Genomic DNA, 22,089 nt, shown 5'->3' with positions numbered 1-22,089 from the left:
TCTCACAAATCGCCAGCTTTTTTGGCCTTTCGCTTGCCCCGCGTTCCGCATCCGTTTTAACGCATGGCGGTGCCCCAGCCGCTCCCCCTAACTGCGCTCCACGCTTCGCACGCCGGCACCTGGTTGCGCGATGCCAATGGCAACACGCGCGGACTCTCCAAGGGGGAAGCGATCATGGCGGCGGCGGATACGCCTGCCTTGATGCTCAATGCGCCCTTGATAGCAACACGTTTGGGCTATCCAGATCTTTCCGGACTGGATCTGCTGGAATTGTTTGCTTTCGTCTATCCCGCGCGGTTCTGTGTGCCTACGCCCAAGGGGCTGGCCGATGCCTTGGGGCTGGCAGAGCCAGAGAGCGATGACGCCGTTCCGGCCATGCTGCAATTGGCGGCCGGGGCTATTCTCGAACAATGCGAAGCGGAGGATTGGGCGCAGCGCGATGGCGCTTGGTCGAGCCTGCAATCGCTGACCAAGTTGCGCTGGCCATGGGCACAGATTCTTGCGCCGCATATCCGCAAGCCCGACCGCACCGAACGGTGGCTGTTCGCCAAGCTACCAGAATGGGAAGACGTTGCGGAACGGCCGCAGCCGGCACAGATCGAAATTTCTTCAAGCGCGATTGAGGCGCAGCTCGATCATCTGACCGGAGATGACGCTGAGCGGCGGCAAGGCCAGCGCGACTATGCGAAAGCGGCGGGCAAGGTTTTCGCACCGCGCGGCAAACAGGATCAGCCGCATGTGCTGTTGGCGCAGGCCGGAACCGGCATCGGCAAGACATTGGGCTATCTCGCGCCCGCTTCGCTTTGGGCAAGTGGTGCAAGGGGAACGGTGTGGGTCTCAACCTTTACCAAGAACCTGCAGCGCCAGTTGCGCTCCGAAAGCCGCCGCGCCTGGCCGGAGAAGCGCGCCGATGGTTCACAGCCAGTCGTGGTGCGCAAGGGACGGGAAAACTACCTTTGCCTGCTCAACCTTGAAGACGCGCTGCAAGGCGGATTTGGCGGACGTCCGGCCATCCTTGCGCAACTGGTCGCACGCTGGGCGAGCTTTACGCGTGACGGCGATATGATCGGCGGGGATTTGCCCGGCTGGCTCGGCACGCTGTTTCGCAAAAGGGGGATCACCGCCCTCACCGACCAGCGCGGCGAATGCGTTTATGCTGGCTGCCCGCATTACCGGAAGTGCTTTATTGAACGATCAACGCGTGCCTCTGCGCAAGCCGATCTGGTGATCGCCAACCATGCCTTGGTGATGGTCAACGCAGCCAGAGGCCGCGATCATGCGCAGCGCCCATCGCGCATCATTTTTGACGAAGGCCATCACGTGATGCAGGCCGCCGACTCCACATTTGCCGCCGCGCTAACCGGGCAAGAGACGATCGAACTGCGCCGCTGGATCATCGGGCCGGAGCGCAAATCCAAGGGGCGGCGACGCGGCCTGGCTGCGCGTCTTGCCGATGTCGCAAGTTATGATGATGCGGGCGAGAAAGCCGTGGAAGAGGCCGTAGAGGCGGCGCAGGCACTACCCTCCGATGGCTGGGTGCAGCGGCTGAATGACAACGAACCGTGGGGCCCCGTGGAAAGCCTGCTCGCGGCAGTGCGTGCGCTGACTTACGCACGCGATGAAAGCGGCGGACAAGAGGCGGGTTACGGGATCGAGACCGAGGCGGCGCAGCTCCCCGGCAATTTTGTTGAGCTAGCCGGAGAAGCGCAAAGCGCGCTCGCCGCCATTCGTCATCCGCTGGTCAAACTCGCAGTCCGGCTCGAGGCAATTATCGAGGACGCGCCGGATTGGCTCGACGGCCAAGGCCGCGCGCGGATTGAAGGCGCGCGGCATTCAATGGCATGGCGGATCGATATGCTGGCGGCGTGGGAATCGCTGCTGGACCGGATGGGCGGCCCGGGCGATCCCGAATTTGTCGACTGGCTGTCCGTCGAACGCAGCGAGGCGCGCGAGTTTGATATCGGTATCCATCGCCGGTGGCTGGACCCGATGAAGCCCTTTGCCAAAGTGGTTCTGGAGCCTTCGCATGGCGTGATGCTGACCTCTGCAACGCTTACCGACCGCGGTGCCAATGGCGATGACTGGGACAGCGCCGTGGCTGCCAGCGGAGCACCGCACATAGAAGTCGAGCCGCAACTCTCCTCCGCCGAAAGCCCATTCGATTACAGCAACAATGCCGAAGTGCTGATCGTGACCGACATCAAACGCGGCGATTTGCCGGCGCTGGCGGGCGGATATGCGCGGATGATCGAGGCCGCGGGCGGCGGAGTGCTGGGCCTGTTCACCGCGATCAAACGGTTGCGCGCGGTGCACGGGCGGATAGCCGACCGGCTGGCGCGCGGGGGATTGCCGCTATTTGCCCAGCATGTCGATCCGATCGATACAGGCACCCTAGTCGATATATTCCGCGATGACCCGCGCGCGTCGCTGCTTGGAACCGATGCCTTGCGCGACGGGGTGGATGTGCCCGGCGAGTCGCTGCGCTGCGTGGTAATGGAAGGCGTTCCATGGCCCAAACCCAGCATCCTGCATCGCGCGCGCCGCGCGGCGGCTAACGAGGCAGCAGGCGGCGGCGGCGCCTATGATGACCGGATGATCCGTGCGCGGCTGGCTCAGGCTTTCGGCCGGCTGATCCGTAGCAAGGATGACAAGGGACACTTCGTGGTCCTGTCAGCCGCATTTCCCAGCCGCCTGCTCAGTGCATTCCCGCGCGGCACCCCTGTCATACGATTGACACTTGATGAAGCTTTACAACGCGTGGCAGAAGGTGTCTCGGGTAAGCAGGCAACACCGCCAGAGCCCGAAATCACCCTGGACGAGGATAGCATTCCGTTTTGAAGACGAGATTTTCTTGAAAACTCTGGGCCTCCTCCGCCACGCCAAATCCGATTGGGATGATATCGGCACGCGTGATTTTGATCGCGGTCTGAATGACCGTGGGCGCAAGGGCGCGAAACTGATCGGTCGGCATATCGTGGATCACGGGATCGCTTGGGATATGGTCCTTGCCAGCTCAGCCGAGCGCGTACAGCGCACGGTGGAAGCCGCCCTGCCCGAAGCAAATCCTCAATTTGACAAACGCCTCTATCTCGCCAGCGTCGATACCATCCTCGAAGTGGTGCACGAATATGGCGGCGATGCAGACAGCATACTGCTCGCAGGTCACAATCCCGGCCTGCAGGAACTGGTTTATGCGCTGGTCCCGCCATCAGCGGAAAATGCAATGTTTGATGACGCTGCCACCAAATATCCAACCGCGACGTTCGCCGTGTTTGAACTCGACATCGACGATTGGGCTGATCTGAAAAAGGATTGCGGGAAACTGGTGCATTTCATGCGGCCGCGCGATCTTGATCCGCAGCTGGGGCCAGAAACCGCCTAGCGCAATACGTGCCGGGGGCCCGCTCCCTCTTCACCGGCAACATCATTCTTGTTGTAAAGCTGGCACTTCTTGAGGCTCAGGCAGCCACAGCCGATACATCCGTCCAGCCGGCTGCGCGTTCGTTCCAACAAAGCGATTTTCGCGTCCAGTTGCTTCCTGATCGAAGTGCTTATCTTACCCCAGTCGCGCGCGGTCGGATTGCGGCCTTGCGGCAGTTTGGCCAGTTCCTCCTCAATTTCCGACAGAGCAAGGCCCAGCTTTTGCGCAATCAGGATAAAGCTGAGACGACGCAGGTCCGACCGGAGGAACCGGCGCTGGTTTCCAGCGGTGCGGATCGACTGCACAAGCCCCTTCTCTTCGTAGAATCGTATGGCAGAAACCGACAATCCGGTACGCCGGGCCAATTCGCCAATCGGCAGAAAATCTTTTGCGGTCAGCGATCTAGCCATATGGATTTCTCTCAGCAAAACCTTCCTTGACCTCAACCTAGCTTGAGGTTGCAGAATTGTCAGCATCTTGATTCGCGGGCGCCAGGTGCAGCCGCGAATCGCGCAATTGGCAATGAAAGAAAATCGCCATGGCATCCCCCAAAGGCATCGCCGCAATAGAACATGTGAACATATCGGTCAGCGATCCGCAGCGTAGCGCCGCATTCCTCCAACAGCTTTGCGGATGGCATATTCGCTGGGAAGGCGCGGCGATGAACAACGGATACACAATCCATGTCGGAAGCGAGACCGGCTATCTTGCGATTTACACCAATGACGACATCAAAGCGGCATTGAGCAAGGGCAAATTTGCAAAGAGCGCGCCGCTCAATCATGTCGGGCTACAGGTCGATGATCTGGCCAAGGCACGCGGCATTGTGCTCGATGCCCGACTCGAGCCGTTCAGCGACAGCGATTACGATCCCGGCCCGCGCTCTTTCTACTTTTTCGACTGGGACGGAATCGAATTCGAGGTGGTGAGTTATGAATGAGCCACTTCTCCGCCGTCCTATTTTTGCAACGGCTAGGCCCCGGCATTCCCAACGACAAAGCACGCCGCAGCCATCAACGCGCCCGCCCAGCGGTTTGATCGAAACCGCTCCAAAGGATTGGCGGGATCGTCAGCGTCCAGCGTCGTAACCTGCCAGAGCAGGTGGGCGGCGACCGGGATCAGCGTAAGCAAAGCAACCCAATCGCCCCTGAGCAACCAGAAACCCGCCGCCCACAATGCGATCGCACCGCCATAAAATATTGCGACGCCGCTCTTCACGCTTTCGCCAAGCCGCAGCGCGCTGGATCGGATACCGACCAACGCATCGTCTTCGCGGTCCTGCAAGGCATAGATCGTGTCGTACCCGATCACCCACAGCACCGATCCCGCATATAGTGCAGCAAGTGCGTCGAGATTGTCCGACCGAATGGTGAACCAGCCGACCAGCAAACCCCATGTGAATACCAGCCCTAACCAGGCCTGCGGCCACCATGTGATCCGCTTCATGAAGGGATAAGCAGCCACCATTGCCAGGCTGCCAAGCGCGATCAACTTCGCCTGCCAACGCAGCTGCAACAGAACGTGCAACCCTGCCAGGCTCAGTGCAACCAGCCACAACCAGGCGGTCTTCTTGCTGATCCGCCCGCTGGCGACCGGGCGAACCGCGGTGCGTGCAACCTGCTTGTCGAGATCCGCATCAACAATGTCGTTATAAACGCATCCCGCCCCGCGCATCGCAATGCTACCCAGTAGAAACCAACCGAGCAAAGCCCATTGGAAACCTTGCCCCGCAAGCCACAGCCCCCATGCGCAGGGCCAAAACAGCAGCCACCAGCCAATCGGGCGATCAAAGCGGGCAAGCATGGCCAAATCGCGCGGCAATTGCGGCAGACGCGCAACAAAGCCGCCCGAGATGCTGTTTCGCTCGCTATCGGGGACGATCTGGTCAGACATGCTTGCCTCCTACCGCTTGTGCAGCCTAGTGAAAAGCCATGCCCGCAACCCCCGCCTGGCCTCCACGCAGCGCACCACGATTGTTTGTCGACACGCGCATCGAAGCCGAAGCGCAGATAGCGCTGGAAGGCAGCCAAGCGCACTATCTGTCCAGAGTGATGCGCGTGTCGGCCGGCTATGCGGTGATTCTATGCGATAATCAGACGGGTGAATGGTCCACTCGCGTCGAAGAAGCGGGCAAGCGCTCTGTTGCGCTTCGAGTCGTCGATCATTTGCGCGATCGGGAGGAAGTTCCCGATTTTTGGCTTTGCCCTGCTCTGCTGAAGAAAGACCGTTTCGATCTAGTATTGGAGAAAGCCACCGAGCTGGGTGTCCGGCGGATCGCGCCGATTGTGACCAATCGCTGTGTCGCGGACAAGCTCAATCCAGCGCGGGCACAGGCCAATATTATCGAGGCGGCCGAACAATGCGCACGCACCGCCCTGCCCGAACTGTGCGATGTCCAGAAATTCGCTGCCAAGATCGCCGATTGGCCGAGCGACCGGACTTTGTTTTTCGCCGACGAGATGGGCGGGCAAGATGCAGCCGAAGTGTTTGCGAACACAGCCGGTCCTGTGGGCCTGCTCACCGGGCCCGAAGGCGGTTTCGACGATTCTGAGAGAAAAATATTGTTGGCGCATCCCAAAGTGAAACCAATCAGCCTTGGTCCGCGAATATTACGCGGAGAAACAGCGGCGATTGCGGCGGTTTCGTTGTGGATGGGTATCGCCGGTGACTGGCGCAAAGGGGAAAGCAATGCTTGATGATTTTTCTGGTCAGGCGACCTTCAGTTGCCTATTGCAACTGACATGAGCACGCGCGACACTTCAGCCAAGCAGGATCCGGTGATTGAGAGCCGGGATCAGCTGGTTGCACCAATGCAAGCTGGCGAGAAGCCGAAGAATGAATGGCGGATCGGGACCGAGCATGAAAAGCTGGTCTACAAAACCGCAGATTTCCGCGCGCCTTCCCATGAGGAACCCTGCGGCATTCAGGACCTGCTGCTCGCTTTGCGCGAATTCGGTTGGCAGCCGATAGAGGAAAACGGCAAAGTCATCGCGATGGGCGGCCCCGATGGCACGGTGAGCCTTGAGCCTGCGGGACAGCTCGAACTTTCCGGCGCGCCGCTGGAAAACCTGCATGAAACCTGCGCCGAAACCGGCCGCCATTTGGAGCAGGTAAAGGCCATCGGCGAAAAATGCGGCGTCGGTTTTCTGGGCCTTGGCATGTGGCCTGACAAGACCCGTGAAGAGCTGCCGATCATGCCCAAGGGGCGGTACGGAATTATGCTGCGGCATATGCCGACAGTCGGCAATCTCGGGCTCGACATGATGCTGCGGACCTGCACCATCCAGGTCAATCTCGACTATTCGTCAGAGCAGGATATGGCGAAGAAGTTCCGCACCAGCCTGGCGCTGCAACCGCTTGCCACAGCGTTGTTTGCGAATTCACCTTTTACCGAGGGCAAGCCCAATGGCTTCCTCTCCTATCGCAGCCATATCTGGTCGGACACGGACCCGCATCGCACGGGCATGCTGCCTTTCGTGTTCGATGATGATTTCGGCTATGAACGCTATGTCGATTACATGCTCGATGTGCCGATGTATTTCGTCTTCCGCGATGGCAAATATATTGATGCTGCGGGGCACAGTTTCCGCGATTTCCTGAAAGGCGAGCTCGCCGTTCTGCCCGGTGAGAAACCGCGCGAGGGCGATTGGTGGGATCACCTTTCCACCGCCTTTCCAGAAGTCCGGTTGAAAAGCTTCCTCGAAATGCGCGGCGCGGATGGCGGTCCGTGGAGCCGGATTTGCGCCTTGCCCGCATTCTGGGTGGGATTGCTGTATGACCAATCGGCGCTTGATGCCTCTTGGGACTTGGTCAAGCACTGGACGATGGAAGAGCGTGAAGAGCTACGGAACACCGTTCCCAAGCTCGGCCTCGACGCTGCCATCCCCGGCGGAGGGACGTTACAGGACCTCGGCAAAGAAGTGCTCGCAATTGCGCGTGGTGGCCTGTCTGCGCGTGCCCGCCTAAACACCGGCGGTGATAATGAAACCGGTTTCCTCGAAACGCTCGACGAGATTGTCGCCAGCGGCAAAGTCCCGGCACAGCGCCTGCTCGACAAATTTCACGGCGAATGGAACGGAGATATAAAACGCGTCTATAAATACAGCTTCTAGTCAGCAACTTTCTGCGGGAGAAACGCAATGATCACCGTTATCGGCAAAATAAAGCTGCCAGTGGATCAGATCGATGGAGCCCGCGAAGCGCTCGTCAAAACTGTCAAGGCCACGCGCGCAGAAGAAGGCTGCATTGAATACAACTTCGCGGAAGATCTAACCGAGCCCGGCGTCATCCGCATCAGCGAGGTATGGGATGACAAAGAACGGCTCTCCTCGCATTTCCAATCCGCACATATGGTCGAATTTATGGCCGTCGCCGCGACGCTCGACATATCCGAGCGCGAAGTGACAATGTATGAAGTAAGCGGCAGCGCGCCACTTTAATCATTCAGCCGGTTCGGCATGCAGCACCGGTCCGCGCGGGCGCAGTCGCCGCTTGAGAATCGATAGTGGACGGGTGAGCAGCCCGTTCTCTTCCATCCATGCGTGATACTCGCGGTATTTCGGATCTTCCTGCAGCAAGTGCTTCTCTTCGGTCTTCGCGCGCCAATAGTAAATCGCGCTGACCACGCCGAGGAAGAACGTGTTGCGGACAACGTCGACCATCGAATGGCTGGTCACCAGGAATGGCATTGTCGCGCACCACCAGAACAGGTTTTTTGACAGATAGGCCGGATGCCGGGTGAAGCGGTAGGGACCATTGGTCAAAACGCCGCGATAGGTCAGATTGGAAAAGCGAATGCCGAATGCAATCGTCGCCCAAGCGTAAATTCCGGTCAGGAATATAAGCCAGAAGGCCCAAGCATATAGCGCCACGCCATTTCCGGCGAACCAGTGGCTCCATCCCGCCGTGTTGACCTCATAAGCGATCATCCCGTCGGCGCCCATGAAGGCAAAGACCAGCGGCGGATAACAGATCATCGCGGCAAGCCAGCCGGACAGGAACGGGTTCCCGCTGCGGATTTGCGCGTCGAGTGGGCGCATGGTGACCAGATAGCCGACCGTCCCGATCTGCACATCGACCACGAATAGCAGTTCGATCATCAGAATGCCGAAACGCACCGGATCATTCATGATGTCGGTCAGGTCCGCCGTCACCACGGCGGCGAATCCGCCGGGGAGGATCGAAATCATGAATGCGCCGAAGAATCCCTTGATGATCCACGCCCGCCAGTGCTTCTTGACCTCTTCGGGGTCATAGGCCTCGCGGCCCAGCAGCATCGCGCCGAAATGCCACGCATGATCGCGCGGATTGATCATCACCCGATCCAGCCACCGGACATAGGGCACCGATAGAATGAACATCGGAATTGCCGCAGCGCCGATAACCTGCATCGCAAACAGATATTGGCCCGACCAATACCACCGCGCGACGCAATAGAAGAAGCCGATGATTACCCAGGTCGCCCACAAGCCGGTCAACTTGGTCAACGTGACACTTCGCACTTCGGATGATTTGCGCGGATTGTCCCAATCAATCCCGGTTGAGGCCCGGCGATGAACCTTGTCGACACAGACCGACCACAGCACCATCGGCACGCTTGTGAACAGCAATGCCGCCAATGCGGCATAGGGGCCCGACATCGGCTCCCTTGGGCCGGACAGGCCGAAAGTCTCTGCAATCACGCCATAATTGCGGCAGAACAAGATCCACGCAAACAGCCCGAACAGGCCAACAAAGCCGACTGCCGCAGAGACGTCGCTTTTTGGCAGTGATGCCCCGCGCGCTGGCGCGGAATTATTGTGGTGCGTATCCATTCCCGCCCGCATAGCGCGAAAGGGTTAAGACCCGCGTAACGCTTGGACGAGGCGTACCGAGGTGGAGCAGATTGTCAGGACTTCTTAACGTCGGCCTTAGCGATAAGCGTGGATGCGTCCGCTGTCATCGAGCACATACAGCGTCGAATTGGCCACAATCGGCGCAAGCGATACTGGCGTTTTCAAATCACGATAGAGAGCGGCAGAGCCCTCACCCGTGCTCATGCGATAAATCTGGCCATCGGTGCTGGCGGCCCACAGGCTGTTTCCAGCCAGAACCGGGCCAGTCCAGAAGATCGGGCCCTCTTTGTCCTCTTCATCCTCGAAACGCGCCAATTGGCTGATCCAGCGGATTTTGCCGGTGGCGCGCGCAATTGCGAGCAAGCGGGCGTCATCGGTCAGGGCAAAGATCCATTCACCGGCGATCGCCGGTGTCGAGATTCCGGCCACGCGGATTTCCCAGATACGCTGCCCGGTAACCAGCTCGTAAGCCGCCATCCGGCCGCCCTGGCCCAGCGCATAAACGCGCCCATTGTCGATGATCGGATCCGCATCGATATCGGTCAGCGCGCCCACTTTTGTCGAAATCGAAGTCCGTGCAAGCGCATCCGCCCACAAGGTCCGGCCATTTTCATAACGGTATGCGGCCAATTCGCCCGAGCTGTAGCCGGCGATAATCGAACCTTGGCCCGCCGATGGTGCGGCGACCCCGAACACGCCAGCCTGAGTGCTCGACCCGGATTCCTGCCACAGGATCGAACCGTCGGTGATGCTCAGCGCAAAAATCTGGTTATCCTGCGTCATCACATAGGCGGAATTAAACGCGATTGTCGGTGCTCCGCGAAGCGGACCTGCAGGTTGCACTTTCCACTTTTCGGCACCGGTCTGCGCATCAAGAGCGGCAACTTCGCCAATACCGTTGGTGGCATAGACCGTACCCGCGGCATAGCTTGCGCCCCCGCCAAAGGCAGAGCCCTGCAAATCGCCATCCACTTGCATCTGGTGCCGCCAGCGACGTGCGCCAGACTGGCTATCAAACGCATGAACCACGCCGTCTGTATCGACAGCGATCAACATTCCGCCGCCAACTACGGGCGATGCGGCCAGCCGCCGCCGGTTGGTCGAGCCGGCTATTTGCGCGGTCCAGACCTGCGTCGGGTTTTCGGCAAGCGCAACGTGGCCGTTCGACTTGGCGGCATTCCCGCCCGCTTGCGCCCATTCGGTATTGGCTACCGGAGGGGGAAGGACCACCGAAACACCGGATAGCGAGGTATCGACCGTCGCGCCGCGTTCGATCTGTGAAAGAACGGGCTTGCGCTCGCCCAATGTCGGCGTCGTCTTGGAATCGCCGCCGCCGAACAGGCCCCCGCTACAGGCGGCAATGCTACCAAGCAGCACGGCTCCGGCAGCGATACGGCCGATATTTGAAAGATATTTACGGGTCATAGGGTCGAAATCCTGCTTGTCGCTGCGGTCGGGTCTATTGGACAAAAATCACTGGGCTGGAGGCGCGCCGGGCGCAGATTCAATTCTGCTTTCCTCTAGCACCTCGTCAACATCTTCGATGGCGTCGACGCCGAGCTGCCCGGCCATCTGCCTTGCCCGCGAACGCAAACTGTCGGGAACATCATCAGATTTGGAAATTGCCGCCAGCAGATCACCGGCTTCTTGCCGCTTGCCTTGTTCGAGATAGGCGATGGCGAGCAATTCGCCCGCGCTGCCATAAAAAGCATTTTCGGGAACCGCCAAAGGCTTGAGCCGGGCGACGATATCTTCCGGCTTGCGCGTGTCGAAAGTGGCGGTGATTTCGCGGATAACCGCCAGATCGCGATAGGCCTGCGGCGCATCTTCATCAGCAGCCACCGCCGCAAAAATCTTTGCCGCTTCTTCAGCCTTGCCCTGTTGCTGGGCGATCCCGGCTTGCAGCATCATGGCGGCGGTTTTGGCGCCGCCTTCACCCTCTGCGGCCAAACCATCCAGAGTTGCAGAGCCGGTCTGGATATTGCCCGCCTCGATCTGGTCCAAAGCACTGACAAGCGTTTCAGACTGTGCTTCGCGCGGACCTTCGCGGCTCGGCACCCAAATGAACAGGTAGGCAGCAAAAGCCGCCAGCCCAAGAACCACAATTGCCAGCAACGGCTTGCCGTATTTGTCCAGGGAGCTGGAAAGCTCGTCCTGACGGACCGCTTCGTCGACTTCGCGCAGCAGGACGTCTTCCTGTGCAGCAGCGCGTTCCTTGCGCTTGTCGGTGGAATTTTCTGGTGTGTTTGAAGGTGTCAGGGCCACTTGTGGCGCATCCAATCTGCTTAACTGTTAAGGTTTCGCCGTCTTTAGCCGATGGGCGCGGCGATGCAATTCAAGATTGATCTGTGTCCCCCGCAGCGTGAACCGAAGGTGAAGCGGGTTTCCCCCGCATTCACGCCCTATCGCGCAATCACCTGCCCCATGGCCGAGCTGTAGAGCCGCCGATAGCTGTCGATCATGACTTTCTGATCATACTCTTCCAGCGCTTTGACACGGTTTGCTTCGCCCACCGATTTCCGCAGCGCCGGATCTTCCGCCAGCGCCTGCAACGCACTGGCCAACTCAGCAGCGTTCGCCTTGTCAGTGATGAAGCGCACGTTTGCCTCGCTGACCATTTCCGCAACGTCGCCGACCTTGGTCGATGCCACCGGCAAACCCGCAGCCATCGCTTCGACTACGGAGATCGGGAATTGTTCGGTATCAGAAGACAGCGCAAATATGTCGAACAGCCCGACATAGCGCGCGGGATTGGCGGCGAAGCCGGGCAAATGGACCCGATCGCTGATCCCAAGCCGGATTGCTTCTTGCTCGATCGCTTGGCGTTCAGGTCCTTCTCCGACGATCACCAGGCGCCAGTCATCGGGAAGGCCGGCAAATGCGCGCACCAATCTTGGTAAATTCTTGACCTCGCGCATGCCGGCCAGCGTTCCGACCCATTTTTCTCCTGCCTGCTTGACCAGTCCGGTCAATGCATCGGGTTTGGGTTTCTTGGCAAAGGCCCGCGTTTCGATCCCGTTGGAAATCCGCTTCACCCGGGTCATCGGCTGGTACCACACCTCGAGCGCGATTTCCTCAAGCTGTTCAGACGGAACCACCAAGGCAGAAGTTTTGCCCAGAGCCAGCCGGCGAAACCAGTTGCGCTTGGCTTTGAGCTTTTCTTGTTCGTCCTCGTTAAAGCCATCCTCATGGTGGATCAGCGGCGGCAGCTTCAATGCATCGCCGAACAACGTATGCGCCATCACCGCATCCATCGCCCCCCAATTGTAAGTCAGAACCAGATCATAGGGCTTCATCGCTTTGGCAATCCGCAGCAAGCGCGGCGGCAGTGGCTTTCCTTGAAGCGACGGAAAGTCATCGGGATAAGTTACTGGAAGTTTGCCGGAAATCAGCGCCCGAGCTTCCATGCTTTCTGGTACAGCCGAGACGATTTCGTGTTCGACCTTGTTCCCGAATGCGTTGATCAATTGCGCGCAGCGAATTTCTTTCCCGCCGGCTGCAAAGGTTGAGTGAAGATGGAGAATCCGTGGCCGCGTCTGCTTCTTGGCGCCCGCATTTCTGGTCATGGCACCTGCGCCAGCAATTGATCAATTGCTGCAACTGCCTCCAGCTCGTCCAGCGTTGGCGCGTGCCCGATATCGGCTATCGTAACCGATTGTGCTTGCGGGATGCGCTTTTGCATTTCGGCAAGCGTTTCACTCGTCAAAAGGTCTGACATCGCACCGCGCACAATCAACATCGGCCGGCCCGCCAAAGCCTCAAAAGCGGGCCACAAATCGGGCGGTGCAGCGCCTTCATCTTGCTGGAACGGTTCGGCGATGGTCATGTCATAATCAAACCCGATCCGCCCGTTCTGCTGAACCACCATCCCGCTTTTGGCCATGTTGAGCCAATCATCGACGGTAAATTTGGGGAAGGAGGACGCGTGAAGATCCTGCAATGCGCGGGCCGCGTGCATCCATGAGGGATAGCTGCGCCCTTGCCCGACATATTCGCGGATTCGTTCGATCCCTTCCGGATCAACAACCGGCCCGACATCGTTGAGCACGACCGCGGCGATTTTGCTTTCATCGGTCGCCGCCATGAGCATCGTCATCAGCCCGCCCAAAGACGTGCCGATGGCGGCAAACCGGGAAATCTCTTCCTGCGCGAGCAAGGCCAGAACATCTCCGACATAGGTAACCGGATTGTAAGTCGCCGAATCCCTTGCATATTCGCTGTCGCCTCGCCCGCGCATTTCCGGAACGATGACGCGGCGCGAAGCGGAAATATGTTCTGCCAGTGCCGCAAAATCGCGCGCGTTGCGGGTAAGCCCATGCATACACAGCACGGGAATGCGGCCTTCTCCCTCGGTATCGCGCGCGGGATAATCCCGAAAATGAAGCTTTAGGCCGTCCGGACTATTCCAGAAGCGGTCAACATACGCTTTTTCCATAGTTTTGCGGTTATTCCCCAAAGCTGATCCGTTACGCCTTGCGAAGCGAAGCGCGCCGCCCCACTATCGCGCGATGACGGCAGAACCGCAAGATGCGAACTATCGCCCGGACACAGCCATAGATGGATTGAAGGACTGGCTTGGCGATCCCGTCTCAGCGGCTGACTTTCCCGAAACGCAAATACGTTTCCGCAATAACAGGCATGCGGCCACCATTGGTTTGGCCGGCTTGAGCGATGCCGAATGGATTGGCCATTTCGGACGTTTCAAGCCGTTGAAAGACAATCTCCCGCAGCCGCTCGCGCTGCGATATCATGGCCACCAGTTCCGGCAGTACAATCCGGAGATCGGCGACGGACGGGGTTTCCTGTTTGCGCAAATGCGCGGGTCCGATGGGCGATTGCTCGACCTTGGGACCAAAGGCTCCGGCCAGACGCCTTACAGCCGCGCAGGAGACGGACGGCTCACGCTGAAGGGCGGCGTCCGCGAAATACTTGCGACAGAATTTCTCGAGGCGCTGGGCGTTAACACGTCAAAGACCTTTTCGATTGTCGAAACCGGCGAAGCGCTGACCCGAGGTGACGAACCATCCCCCACCCGATCATCGGTCATGGTCAGATTGAGCCATGGGCATATCAGGATCGGAACGTTCCAGCGGCTTCTCGCAATCGAAGAACCGGAGCATATGGCACAGCTTGTTGCCTATTGTCTGGAACATTTCCCCGGCCCGCCGCCACCGGACGACGCCCCGGGCCGCGATGAGCCGGCTGTGCAACTGATGCACCAGGTCGTCGAACGGTTGGCCGATCTCGCGGCCAGTTGGATGGTCGCGGGATTTGTTCATGGTGTGCTCAATACCGACAATATGAACATTTCGGGCGAGAGTTTCGATTATGGCCCGTGGCGCTGGCTGCCCAAATGGGACCCTGGCTTCACCGCCGCCTATTTCGATCACAATGGCCTCTATGCCTTTGGCCGCCAGCCGGAAGCGCTGCATTGGAATTGCGGCCAGTTGGCAGTTGCATTGCGCCTGCTTGCCGATGCGCCGCCGCTGATTGCAGCAATGGAGCGCTTCGGCCCGCTCTATATGAAGGCGATTGCCCGTCGGTGGTGCTGGCGGCTGGGCGTCGGGCAAATGAGCGAAGACCGCGATGCACAGCTGGTCGCCATCTGCGAGAAGACGATGCGCGAAAGCGGCGAACAGCCCGATGCGTTTTTCTACAAGCATCGCGGCGGCCGCGGCGCTGAAGGCGAATTGGCGGATGCTCTGCAAGGATATGCAGCGATGCAAAGCGACCATCCCTATTGGCACGAGGGATCGCCGCAATCGATGCTGATCGACGAGGTTGAAACGCTGTGGTCCGCGATTGATCAGCGCGACGACTGGCAACCGCTGCAGGACAAGATCGCAATGCTGCGGATCGTCGCCGAGGCATATGGTGAACCGCCCGAACCGCTGGGTCATCGCCCGTAATTGAGAGCCCTGTCCTATGATCGCGCTTTCCGTTTGAAATTGGACTTTTATCTACCAATCGCTAACCAACCGGCATTAAATTGACCTTGGGGCACCAGAAGCTAAAAGCCGCAGTTCACCAGGTTCGCCTATCCAGCTCGATTTGGGATGCTGTCCCGAATCCACAGACGAAAGTTATATCCGCGTGTCGCAGACAGAGATCATTTCTTTCCAACCCGCCACGGGCGAAGAGCTTTGGCGGGGTAAAGCCGGAAATGTGGACGAAGCGGTTGACCGCGCGCGGCGTGCCTGGCCGGCATGGGCTGCGCAGCCATTGGCCACCCGAATCGAGCTTTGCCGCCGCTTTGCCAACGAAGTTCGCAAGGTTTCCGACCCGATGGCAGAGCTTATCGCCAAGGAAACCGGCAAGCCCTTGTGGGAAGCCCGGACCGAAGTTGAGGCGGTGATCAACAAGGTCGATATCTCGGTCAACGCCTATGCAGAACGCACCGGGCAGAAGAAGCTCGACAGCGCGTTGCAGGGAACATCAGCGGTCCGGCACAAGCCGCATGGCGTGATGGTTGTGCTCGGCCCCTATAATTTCCCTGCGCATTTGCCCAACGGGCACATTGTTCCCGCGCTGATTGCCGGCAATGTCGTGATTTTCAAACCGAGCGAGAAAACGCCAGCGGTTGGTCAATTGTTGATGGAATGCTTCAACAAGGCCGGCATATCAGCGGCTGTCGCGCAGTTCTTTGTTGGCGGCCCCGAAGAGGGGAAAGAACTGGTCGCGCATCGCGGGATTGATGGCGTTTTGTTCACCGGATCGGCGCAGGCAGGCATCGCCATTAATAAGAAGCTGGCGAACAACCCGGGCAAGATCGTCGCACTGGAAATGGGCGGCAACAACCCCATCGTGGTCATCGACACGCCGAAAATCACCGATGCCGCAGCCCTGATCGTGCAATCTGCCTTCACCTCTGCGGGCCAGCGATGCACGGCGGCGCGCCGGTTGATCATCAAAGACAGTATGTATGATCCGATCATGGACGAGCTTAAATCGCTTGTCAGCCGGATCATTGTGGGCGAACCCTTTGCCGATCCGGCGCCCTTTATGGGGCCGGTTATCGACAATGCCGCGGCCGACCAGCTGGTCGAGAGTTTCCTCTATTTCCTGTCCAATGGCGGAAAGGCCATTCGCCACATGACGCGGCCCAATGATGATCTGCCATTCCTGTCACCGGCGATTATTGACACCACCGCAATGGCAGACCGGCCCGATGTCGAATTGTTCGGGCCATTGCTGCAAGTCATCAAGGTCAATGATTTTGACGCCGCGATTGCAGAGGCAAACCGCACGCGCTTCGGCCTGTCGGCATCGCTGATCGGCGGGAGCCCGCAAGATTACAATCGTTTCTGGGCGAATGTCCGTGCGGGCATTGTCAATTGGAACCGCCCGACCAACGGCGCATCGTCAAAGGCACCATTCGGAGGCCTGGGTCTGTCGGGCAATCATCGCCCTGCGGCCTATTACGCGGCAGATTACTGTGCCTATCCGGTTGCCAGTACCGAAATGGACCAGCCGAGAGCGACGATCGGTGTCGGCTTGTCGCAAAGCTGATTTAGTGCCCCGAAGTGATGAGATCCACTTCGGTGAGGCCCGAGGGAAGCTGGCGCCCGTAAATGACATAGGATGCCTTGCCCTTGGTTCCGCTGAGGACGTTGTCCCCATCCTGAACCACATGCTGCGTCGAATATCCGGCCGTGGTGGCCCGGCTGAAATAGAACGCCAGTACCTCCTCAAGCGGGACCGGTGACAGGAACGTCACTGTCCTAAGAGAACACCCGCCCATGTTGGTACCGGCGGCTTCCTTGGTGCTACCGCGCGGATAGACTGGGAAAACCGTTGGAAGGTTTGCCGCCCAAGACGCTGAATATTTGGCGTTTTCAACACAGTTTGTATTGCCCGCAAAAGCCGCAGCGCGGGTTGTGGCGGTGAGCATTTCTGCCTCTGTCCGGTTCCCTTCCACGTTTTGCGCCTCGGGCAGGTCTTTCAATCCGTCACTACCGCCAACCAGAGCAAAAGCCTGATCGCGCGCGTCCTGGATCGCCGCTGGAGTCATATTTTCGGGAGGAATCGATTGATCCGTTCCGCCAGTGAGCGCGGCGTTGCCCTCGTTCTGGTTGGCCAGATCGGGATCGACCATAATCTGGTCGTTGAGAGCTTGCTCGGTCGCCGGGTCCGGCTCTCCGCCCTGCCCGTCATTGGCTCCGTCACTACATGCAGCAATCGCCAATAGAGGCACGAGAGCCGTAGTCAGACAAAAACGATTTGGCATTGCGGACCTCCGAATAATACCGGGCATACTGCCATAAACCCGGCAGGTGCGCCCAAACTATCGGATCGGCTCTCGCCTGTTAGAGTTAACGAAAAATTGCGTAACAGAGTTAAAATTCTGGGTGTCCCTATTAGGGAAACTTGACGGGCACAGAATGGGCGCCTGACTCTCGAAGAGGAGTGCCAGGCGCCCTACACGGCTCGCTGAACCGCGCTGCAGCTGCCGGTGGGAACAGCTGAAGCGTAGAAATGGAAGTTTAGCGGCAGCGCGAATTGCTGCGATCAATCGCGCGGCCCAGAATTGCACCGCCAGCTACGCCCAGGATTGTGCCCAGCGTGCGGTCACCGTTTCCGGCAAGCTCGTTGCCGACCAAGCCGCCAACTGCTGCGCCAATCAGCAAACCGGTGGTCCCGTCTTCCTTGCGGCAGTAATAGCGCCCGTCGCGGCCGCGCCAGATCCGCGTGTCACGACGGACAGCCTCTCCGCGATAGCCATAGTCACCGCGGTGCTGGTCACCATAATGACCACGGGCGTGTTTACGGTTATGGCCACGCCCGCGTTTATGTGCGGCAACCGTTTCGGTCTGGAATGTCGCAAATTGCGGTGCCGGGGCCGCAGGAGCGGCGAATTCGGCAGCAGAAGCTGCGGTGCCGGGAGTGGCAATTGCAAGGCAGGGGACAGCAATTGCAATTGCGGCGGTTTTGAATGTTTTCAGCGTCATAGTTCTTTCCTTCACGTAATTGAACGGGCGAAGGGAGGAGTCGATTCGTCCGCTGAGTTCATAAATATGGCGCTTTTTATGAACGGCGTGCAACGCGTGCGTCAGAATAGCAAATTCCCGACGAACCGAGCCTTTGCAGCGGATGAAACGTTGCTTGCGAGCCCGATCTACGGACTCTATGGGCCATCCATGAGCGATCAGGACCCCAAACCAACGCCATCCGGCCTTCCCGCCGCCGTGGCTGCCTACACAATGTGGGGGCTGCTTCCGCTCTATCTGATTCTGGTCAATTCGGTCCCGCCGTTTGAATTCGTTGGCTGGCGGATCATCTGGACGCTGCCGCTATGTCTCATCATCGTGGCCTTCCGAAAGCAATTTGGCGAAGTGGCCGCAGCCTTGCGCTGCCGGAAGACCATGCTCACTTTGCTCGCTTCCTCGATGCTGATCGCGGTCAACTGGCTCGCCTATATCTGGGCGATCCAGAACGGATATGTCTATGCCGGCAGTCTGGGATATTACATCAATCCTCTGTTCAATGTTTTGCTTGGCACGCTGCTGTTGGGAGAGAAGCTGAGCCGCCGCCAATGGATCGCGGTGGGCTTTGCGGCATCGGGTGTCGCCACTCTGGCGGCGGGCGCGGTGACCACATTGTGGATCAGCCTGACGCTGGCCATCAGTTTCGGCACCTATGGCTTACTACGCAAGCAGGTCGCGGTGGGTTCGCTGTCCGGCTTGACGATTGAATCGACCATTCTCCTGCTGCCCGCTGCCGCAATCGCGTTTTACTATGCCGGATTGCCGCAGGGATCTGCTTTTACCAAAGATGTGACGCTCAGCGTCTATATCATGCTGGGCGGCGTGGTTACTGCGGTTCCTTTGCTGCTGTTTGCGGTGGCCGCGAGGCGAATGGACTATTCCTCGCTTGGCTTCATCCAGTTCCTCGCCCCGACGCTGGTGTTTCTGTTGGGCCTGTTCGTGTTCAAGGAAGAGCTCAAGCCGGTCCAGCTCGCCTGTTTCATCTTGATCTGGATCGCGCTGGCGCTGTTTGTCTGGGATTTGTGGTCACGCCGGAAAAAGCCCGTTCCAGCCAAAATCTGACAGCCTAATCCAAAGTCCAGCCGAGCGTTTCGCCAGCATGGAACGGAACGATCGTCGTCCCGTTGGCATCCAAAGTCGCGGGCACGTCTGCGCCCGATTTGCGCAAAGTGATGGTCCCTTCATTGCGCGGCAGGCCGTAGAAATCGGGGCCGTTCTCGGCTGCAAATGCTTCGAATTTGTCGAGCGCGCCCTCCTCTTCAAATACCGCCAGATAGCTTTCCAGCGCGTAAGGCGCATTGAAGATTCCCGCGCAGCCGCAATCGGTTTCCTTGGCTTCTTTGGCGTGCGGTGCGCTGTCGGTGCCGAGGAAGAACTTCCGCGATCCTGATGTAACCGCTTTGCGGAGCGCCAACCGGTGCGTCTCGCGCTTGGCAACAGGCAGGCAATAAGCATGCGGCCTAATCCCGCCAACCAGCATCGCGTTGCGATTGATGTGCAAATGCTGCGGGGTCACCGTGGCCGCAACATTCGGCCCGGCATCGCGGACGAAAGTGGCGGCATCCGCGGTGGTGATATGTTCAAACACGATTTTCAGACCGGGATAGTCTTCCACAAGCTTGCGCATGGTGCGCTCAATAAACACTTTCTCCCGGTCGAAAATGTCGACATCGTGATCGGTCACTTCGCCATGGATCAGCAGCGGCATGCCGACTTGCTGCATCCGTTCCAGCACGGAGGTGAGTTTGAGAATGTCGCTGACACCATGTGCTGAATTGGTGGTGGCGTTGGCGGGATAGAGTTTCGCCGCGGTAAATACGCCTTGCTCAAACCCGCGCGCGATCTCGTCTGCGTCGCTTTCATCGGTGAGGTAACAGGTCATCAGCGGGGTAAAGTCCGAACCGGCAGGCAATGCCGCGAGAATCCGTTCCCGATAGGCCGCTGCGCCCGCAACATCGGTTACTGGCGGTGACAGGTTGGGCATCACAATCGCCCTTGCAAATTGCCGCGCTGTGTAGGGAACAACGCCGCGCATAATGTCGCCATCGCGGAAGTGCAGGTGCCAGTCATCGGGGCGGCGGATGGTGATTTCGTTCATGTTTCTAGCAAGTTTCCTTGAGACATGGACCACATGGACCACAGTCCTGATTGAGAAAACGGCCCATTCCCAACATGCCGGGCTCACTCTGCATCGGCAGCGCGTTCGGTCGGGATTGTGGTTCGCTCATGAGCCGACCCTTGGCATATCTGCGCAGAGTAGGACAGGCCCGACTGCCGCCCTGCTCTTGATTTACCCGGGCAAATGGCCACTTTCACTCCATGCCCAACACCCGCCTTTTTGATCGCGCCATCATCCGCCTTACTCCGCAGGACGAAGCGGAGAATGTGGCCGATTTCCTCCAGGGCCTCGTCACCAACGATATTGCCGGAGAACTGCCGGCCTATGCCGCGCTGCTCAGCGCGCAGGGCAAGGCGATGTTCGATTTTTTGGTGTGGAGGGGCGATGACGGCGAATTGCTTCTCGATTGCGAGGCCGAGCAAGCTGATGCCTTGGTCAAACGGCTATCGCTTTACCGGTTGCGCAGAAAGATAGAGATCGCGCGCGATGATGGGGCGGCCGTCTATTGGCAGCCCAAGCTGGGGGTTGGCGGAACGCCCGATCCGCGCCTTGCCGAATTGGGCCAACGTTGGATCGGCCCGGCTGGTGAAGCCGATGATGCGGCTGACAGTGAATGGCGCGCGCACCGTCTGGCGCTGGGCGTGCCCGAAGGCAGCGCAGAGCTGGCCGACATTCTCTGGCTGGAAACCAATGCGGTCGAACTCAACGGCGTCAGCTTCGACAAGGGATGCTATATCGGTCAGGAAAACACCGCGCGGATGAATTGGCGGCAGAAGGTCAACCGGCGGCTGGTCGTGGTCCCGCTCGAACAATCCGAGGAAAAGCGGCAGAAGGCTGCCTATCCGGAGCTGGGATTGGCAGTCGATCATCTGCGCGTGGCGGATATTCCGGCAGAGCTTGTTCCCGATTGGATGGGAACCATATCCAAGTGATCTCGTCAGTTTGAGCGACTTGGCGCCAAACCCGGCATGCTCAATCGCAGCATTGCTCTGGAGCGATCGACGCGATTGAATCGGTCAGCAGTGCCTCTGCGCGATCGCGCGCAGCGCTTTCGGGCAGATTGAGCGCGCGCGACAGCGCCTTGCCCATCAGCGCATCACCCAATGCCAGCAGCACCAAAGTCAGCGTGTTTTCATGCATCGCCATCACGCCGCGGTGGTCCTCTGCCTCTTCGGGCGCGATTTCATCGACCAGTTCGTGAATAGTCTCGATAATCGGGTCCAGCGCATCTTCGTTGCCGGTCAGCAGCATCCAGCTGGCAAGGCCGCCAGCGCCTTCCTTGTCAAACGCGTCAAACGCCAGATCAACCACTTCACGCGGGCTGCCCAGCCCTGCCCTGCTCGCCCGGACCGCATCCTTGATCGTCTCGCACACGGTCTGTGCCAGATGCGCAGCGAGCGCCCGTTGCAGCCCCGAAGCCGAACCGAAATGATGCAGCAGATTGGCATGCGTGCGCCCCACGCGCGCCGAAACCGCTTTCAACGTGACCGATTGCGGCCCGGTTTCGATCAGCAGCGCCCTGGCCGCATCCAAAGCAGTGCTTCGCGATTCTTCGGGACTCAGTCTTTTGCGCGTTGCCATTGACACCTGTGCCTGGTTGATTCTGCCTGAAACCGGCAGCTAGCAATGACCTAGAACGGGGGAATGCGCCCGACAAGTCAGGCTGCACGTCATCCGCGAGAATTTCGAAGCCCTGTCAGGCCATCTCGTTTGTTAGACAGCCCAGGCTCG

21 protein-coding genes are annotated in these 22,089 nt (G+C 59.1%); 10 read left to right on the top strand and 11 right to left on the bottom strand.

Annotated elements, in window-relative coordinates; translation table 11 throughout:
* Window positions 1-63: 63 nt before the first annotated feature.
* Both GRI41_RS02900 and GRI41_RS02895 read left to right on the top strand, forming a co-directional pair.
* Window positions 64-2,838, top strand: coding sequence for an ATP-dependent DNA helicase (locus GRI41_RS02900; RefSeq protein WP_160603269.1), 2,775 nt, complete (start codon window positions 64-66; stop codon window positions 2,836-2,838).
* Between the two features lie 13 nt (window positions 2,839-2,851).
* Window positions 2,852-3,382, top strand: coding sequence for a SixA phosphatase family protein (locus GRI41_RS02895; protein WP_160603267.1), 531 nt, complete (start codon window positions 2,852-2,854; stop codon window positions 3,380-3,382).
* Here GRI41_RS02895 and soxR read toward each other — a convergent pair.
* The gene (gene soxR / locus GRI41_RS02890) at window positions 3,379-3,831 is read right to left on the bottom strand and encodes a redox-sensitive transcriptional activator SoxR (protein ID WP_202388641.1); all 453 of its coding nucleotides are present in this window, start codon (window positions 3,829-3,831) and stop codon (window positions 3,379-3,381) included. The two genes, GRI41_RS02895 and soxR, sit on opposite strands and share 4 nt — an antisense overlap.
* Window positions 3,832-3,959: 128 nt before the next feature.
* Between soxR and GRI41_RS02885 the strand changes: the two genes are divergently transcribed.
* Complete coding sequence (locus GRI41_RS02885) at window positions 3,960-4,361, top strand: VOC family protein (RefSeq protein WP_160603263.1); 402 nt, start codon at window positions 3,960-3,962, stop codon at window positions 4,359-4,361.
* Between the two features lie 32 nt (window positions 4,362-4,393).
* Here GRI41_RS02885 and ubiA read toward each other — a convergent pair whose 3' ends face one another.
* Window positions 4,394-5,314 carry a 4-hydroxybenzoate octaprenyltransferase gene (gene ubiA, locus GRI41_RS02880; RefSeq protein ID WP_160603261.1) on the bottom strand — a complete coding sequence of 307 codons (921 nt, stop codon included), beginning with the start codon at window positions 5,312-5,314 and terminating at the stop codon, window positions 4,394-4,396.
* Between the two features lie 38 nt (window positions 5,315-5,352).
* Between ubiA and GRI41_RS02875 the strand changes: the two genes are divergently transcribed.
* From GRI41_RS02875 to GRI41_RS02865, 3 genes are read left to right on the top strand one after another with little or no spacing between them, the layout of a single operon-like run.
* A complete protein-coding gene (locus tag GRI41_RS02875; protein WP_160603259.1) occupies window positions 5,353-6,117 on the top strand; it encodes a 16S rRNA (uracil(1498)-N(3))-methyltransferase in 765 nt (254 codons plus the stop codon).
* Window positions 6,118-6,162: 45 nt separating this feature from the next.
* Window positions 6,163-7,533, top strand: a complete 1,371-nt coding sequence (locus tag GRI41_RS02870; RefSeq protein ID WP_160603257.1) for a glutamate--cysteine ligase — start codon at window positions 6,163-6,165, stop codon at window positions 7,531-7,533.
* 27 nt (window positions 7,534-7,560) lie between these two features.
* Window positions 7,561-7,860, top strand: a complete 300-nt coding sequence (locus GRI41_RS02865) for a putative quinol monooxygenase (RefSeq protein WP_160603255.1) — start codon at window positions 7,561-7,563, stop codon at window positions 7,858-7,860.
* On the opposite strand, the gene GRI41_RS02860 is transcribed toward GRI41_RS02865, so the two are convergent.
* The 5 genes from GRI41_RS02860 to GRI41_RS02840 all read right to left on the bottom strand — a co-directional run bounded on the left by GRI41_RS02860 (window position 7,861) and on the right by GRI41_RS02840 (window position 13,690).
* A complete protein-coding gene (locus tag GRI41_RS02860; RefSeq protein WP_160603253.1) occupies window positions 7,861-9,234 on the bottom strand; it encodes a methyltransferase family protein in 1,374 nt (457 codons plus the stop codon).
* Window positions 9,235-9,330: 96 nt separating this feature from the next.
* On the bottom strand, window positions 9,331-10,680 hold the full coding sequence (locus tag GRI41_RS02855; protein ID WP_160603251.1) for an outer membrane protein assembly factor BamB family protein: 1,350 nt from the start codon (window positions 10,678-10,680) through the stop codon (window positions 9,331-9,333).
* A gap of 48 nt (window positions 10,681-10,728) precedes the next feature.
* On the bottom strand, window positions 10,729-11,520 hold the full coding sequence (locus GRI41_RS02850) for a tetratricopeptide repeat protein (protein WP_160603249.1): 792 nt from the start codon (window positions 11,518-11,520) through the stop codon (window positions 10,729-10,731).
* A gap of 137 nt (window positions 11,521-11,657) precedes the next feature.
* Window positions 11,658-12,821 carry a glycosyltransferase gene (locus GRI41_RS02845; protein WP_160603247.1) on the bottom strand — a complete coding sequence of 388 codons (1,164 nt, stop codon included), beginning with the start codon at window positions 12,819-12,821 and terminating at the stop codon, window positions 11,658-11,660.
* The gene (locus GRI41_RS02840; RefSeq protein WP_160603245.1) at window positions 12,818-13,690 is read right to left on the bottom strand and encodes an alpha/beta fold hydrolase; all 873 of its coding nucleotides are present in this window, start codon (window positions 13,688-13,690) and stop codon (window positions 12,818-12,820) included. Before GRI41_RS02840 ends, GRI41_RS02845 begins: the two co-directional genes overlap by 4 nt.
* Before the next feature lie 73 nt (window positions 13,691-13,763).
* Here GRI41_RS02840 and GRI41_RS02835 point away from each other — a divergent pair, with 73 nt between their 5' ends.
* The gene (locus GRI41_RS02835) at window positions 13,764-15,164 is read left to right on the top strand and encodes a protein adenylyltransferase SelO family protein (RefSeq protein ID WP_160603243.1); all 1,401 of its coding nucleotides are present in this window, start codon (window positions 13,764-13,766) and stop codon (window positions 15,162-15,164) included.
* A gap of 184 nt (window positions 15,165-15,348) precedes the next feature.
* Window positions 15,349-16,764 (top strand): succinylglutamate-semialdehyde dehydrogenase, encoded by a 1,416-nt coding sequence (gene astD / locus GRI41_RS02830; RefSeq protein WP_160603241.1) that lies wholly within the window; start codon window positions 15,349-15,351, stop codon window positions 16,762-16,764.
* Window position 16,765: 1 nt separating this feature from the next.
* Here the strand turns inward: astD and GRI41_RS02825 are convergent, their stop codons facing one another.
* A complete protein-coding gene (locus GRI41_RS02825; RefSeq protein ID WP_160603239.1) occupies window positions 16,766-17,482 on the bottom strand; it encodes a hypothetical protein in 717 nt (238 codons plus the stop codon).
* Between the two features lie 256 nt (window positions 17,483-17,738).
* Window positions 17,739-18,203: a glycine zipper 2TM domain-containing protein gene (locus GRI41_RS02820; protein WP_160603237.1), complete on the bottom strand. Its 465-nt coding sequence runs from the start codon at window positions 18,201-18,203 to the stop codon at window positions 17,739-17,741.
* Between the two features lie 189 nt (window positions 18,204-18,392).
* On the opposite strand from GRI41_RS02820, the gene rarD reads away from it, so the two are divergent.
* A complete protein-coding gene (gene rarD / locus GRI41_RS02815) occupies window positions 18,393-19,301 on the top strand; it encodes an EamA family transporter RarD (protein ID WP_160603235.1) in 909 nt (302 codons plus the stop codon).
* Between the two features lie 4 nt (window positions 19,302-19,305).
* Here the strand turns inward: rarD and pyrC are convergent, their stop codons facing one another.
* On the bottom strand, window positions 19,306-20,337 hold the full coding sequence (gene pyrC / locus GRI41_RS02810) for a dihydroorotase (protein ID WP_160603233.1): 1,032 nt from the start codon (window positions 20,335-20,337) through the stop codon (window positions 19,306-19,308).
* A 221-nt stretch (window positions 20,338-20,558) separates the two neighbouring features.
* On the opposite strand from pyrC, the gene ygfZ reads away from it, so the two are divergent.
* Window positions 20,559-21,290, top strand: a complete 732-nt coding sequence (ygfZ, locus tag GRI41_RS02805; protein WP_160603231.1) for a CAF17-like 4Fe-4S cluster assembly/insertion protein YgfZ — start codon at window positions 20,559-20,561, stop codon at window positions 21,288-21,290.
* A gap of 40 nt (window positions 21,291-21,330) precedes the next feature.
* Here the strand turns inward: ygfZ and GRI41_RS02800 are convergent, their stop codons facing one another.
* Complete coding sequence (locus GRI41_RS02800; RefSeq protein WP_160603229.1) at window positions 21,331-21,939, bottom strand: TetR/AcrR family transcriptional regulator; 609 nt, start codon at window positions 21,937-21,939, stop codon at window positions 21,331-21,333.
* Window positions 21,940-22,089 lie beyond the last annotated feature (150 nt).

Origin of the sequence: Pontixanthobacter aquaemixtae, from assembly GCF_009827395.1 — a bacterium.
Taxonomy (GTDB): domain Bacteria; phylum Pseudomonadota; class Alphaproteobacteria; order Sphingomonadales; family Sphingomonadaceae; genus Pontixanthobacter; species Pontixanthobacter aquaemixtae.
Note: the sequence above shows the minus strand (reverse complement) of the source record. Positions and strands in the feature narration are given on the sequence as shown.

What these genes read in the sequence shown, in the direction of transcription:
- GRI41_RS02900 (WP_160603269.1), top strand. Translation starts at nt 64, where the DNA reads ATGGCGGTGCCCCAGCCGCTCCCCCTAACTGCGCTCCACGCTTCGCAC.
- soxR (WP_202388641.1), bottom strand. Translation starts at nt 3,831, where the DNA reads ATGGCTAGATCGCTGACCGCAAAAGATTTTCTGCCGATTGGCGAATTG.
- GRI41_RS02885 (WP_160603263.1), top strand. Translation starts at nt 3,960, where the DNA reads ATGGCATCCCCCAAAGGCATCGCCGCAATAGAACATGTGAACATATCG.
- ubiA (WP_160603261.1), bottom strand. Translation starts at nt 5,314, where the DNA reads ATGTCTGACCAGATCGTCCCCGATAGCGAGCGAAACAGCATCTCGGGC.
- GRI41_RS02875 (WP_160603259.1), top strand. Translation starts at nt 5,353, where the DNA reads ATGCCCGCAACCCCCGCCTGGCCTCCACGCAGCGCACCACGATTGTTT.
- GRI41_RS02870 (WP_160603257.1), top strand. Translation starts at nt 6,163, where the DNA reads ATGAGCACGCGCGACACTTCAGCCAAGCAGGATCCGGTGATTGAGAGC.
- GRI41_RS02865 (WP_160603255.1), top strand. Translation starts at nt 7,561, where the DNA reads ATGATCACCGTTATCGGCAAAATAAAGCTGCCAGTGGATCAGATCGAT.
- GRI41_RS02860 (WP_160603253.1), bottom strand. Translation starts at nt 9,234, where the DNA reads ATGGATACGCACCACAATAATTCCGCGCCAGCGCGCGGGGCATCACTG.
- GRI41_RS02855 (WP_160603251.1), bottom strand. Translation starts at nt 10,680, where the DNA reads ATGACCCGTAAATATCTTTCAAATATCGGCCGTATCGCTGCCGGAGCC.
- GRI41_RS02845 (WP_160603247.1), bottom strand. Translation starts at nt 12,821, where the DNA reads ATGACCAGAAATGCGGGCGCCAAGAAGCAGACGCGGCCACGGATTCTC.
- GRI41_RS02840 (WP_160603245.1), bottom strand. Translation starts at nt 13,690, where the DNA reads ATGGAAAAAGCGTATGTTGACCGCTTCTGGAATAGTCCGGACGGCCTA.
- GRI41_RS02835 (WP_160603243.1), top strand. Translation starts at nt 13,764, where the DNA reads ATGACGGCAGAACCGCAAGATGCGAACTATCGCCCGGACACAGCCATA.
- GRI41_RS02825 (WP_160603239.1), bottom strand. Translation starts at nt 17,482, where the DNA reads ATGCCAAATCGTTTTTGTCTGACTACGGCTCTCGTGCCTCTATTGGCG.
- GRI41_RS02820 (WP_160603237.1), bottom strand. Translation starts at nt 18,203, where the DNA reads ATGACGCTGAAAACATTCAAAACCGCCGCAATTGCAATTGCTGTCCCC.
- rarD (WP_160603235.1), top strand. Translation starts at nt 18,393, where the DNA reads ATGAGCGATCAGGACCCCAAACCAACGCCATCCGGCCTTCCCGCCGCC.
- pyrC (WP_160603233.1), bottom strand. Translation starts at nt 20,337, where the DNA reads ATGAACGAAATCACCATCCGCCGCCCCGATGACTGGCACCTGCACTTC.
- ygfZ (WP_160603231.1), top strand. Translation starts at nt 20,559, where the DNA reads ATGCCCAACACCCGCCTTTTTGATCGCGCCATCATCCGCCTTACTCCG.
- GRI41_RS02800 (WP_160603229.1), bottom strand. Translation starts at nt 21,939, where the DNA reads ATGGCAACGCGCAAAAGACTGAGTCCCGAAGAATCGCGAAGCACTGCT.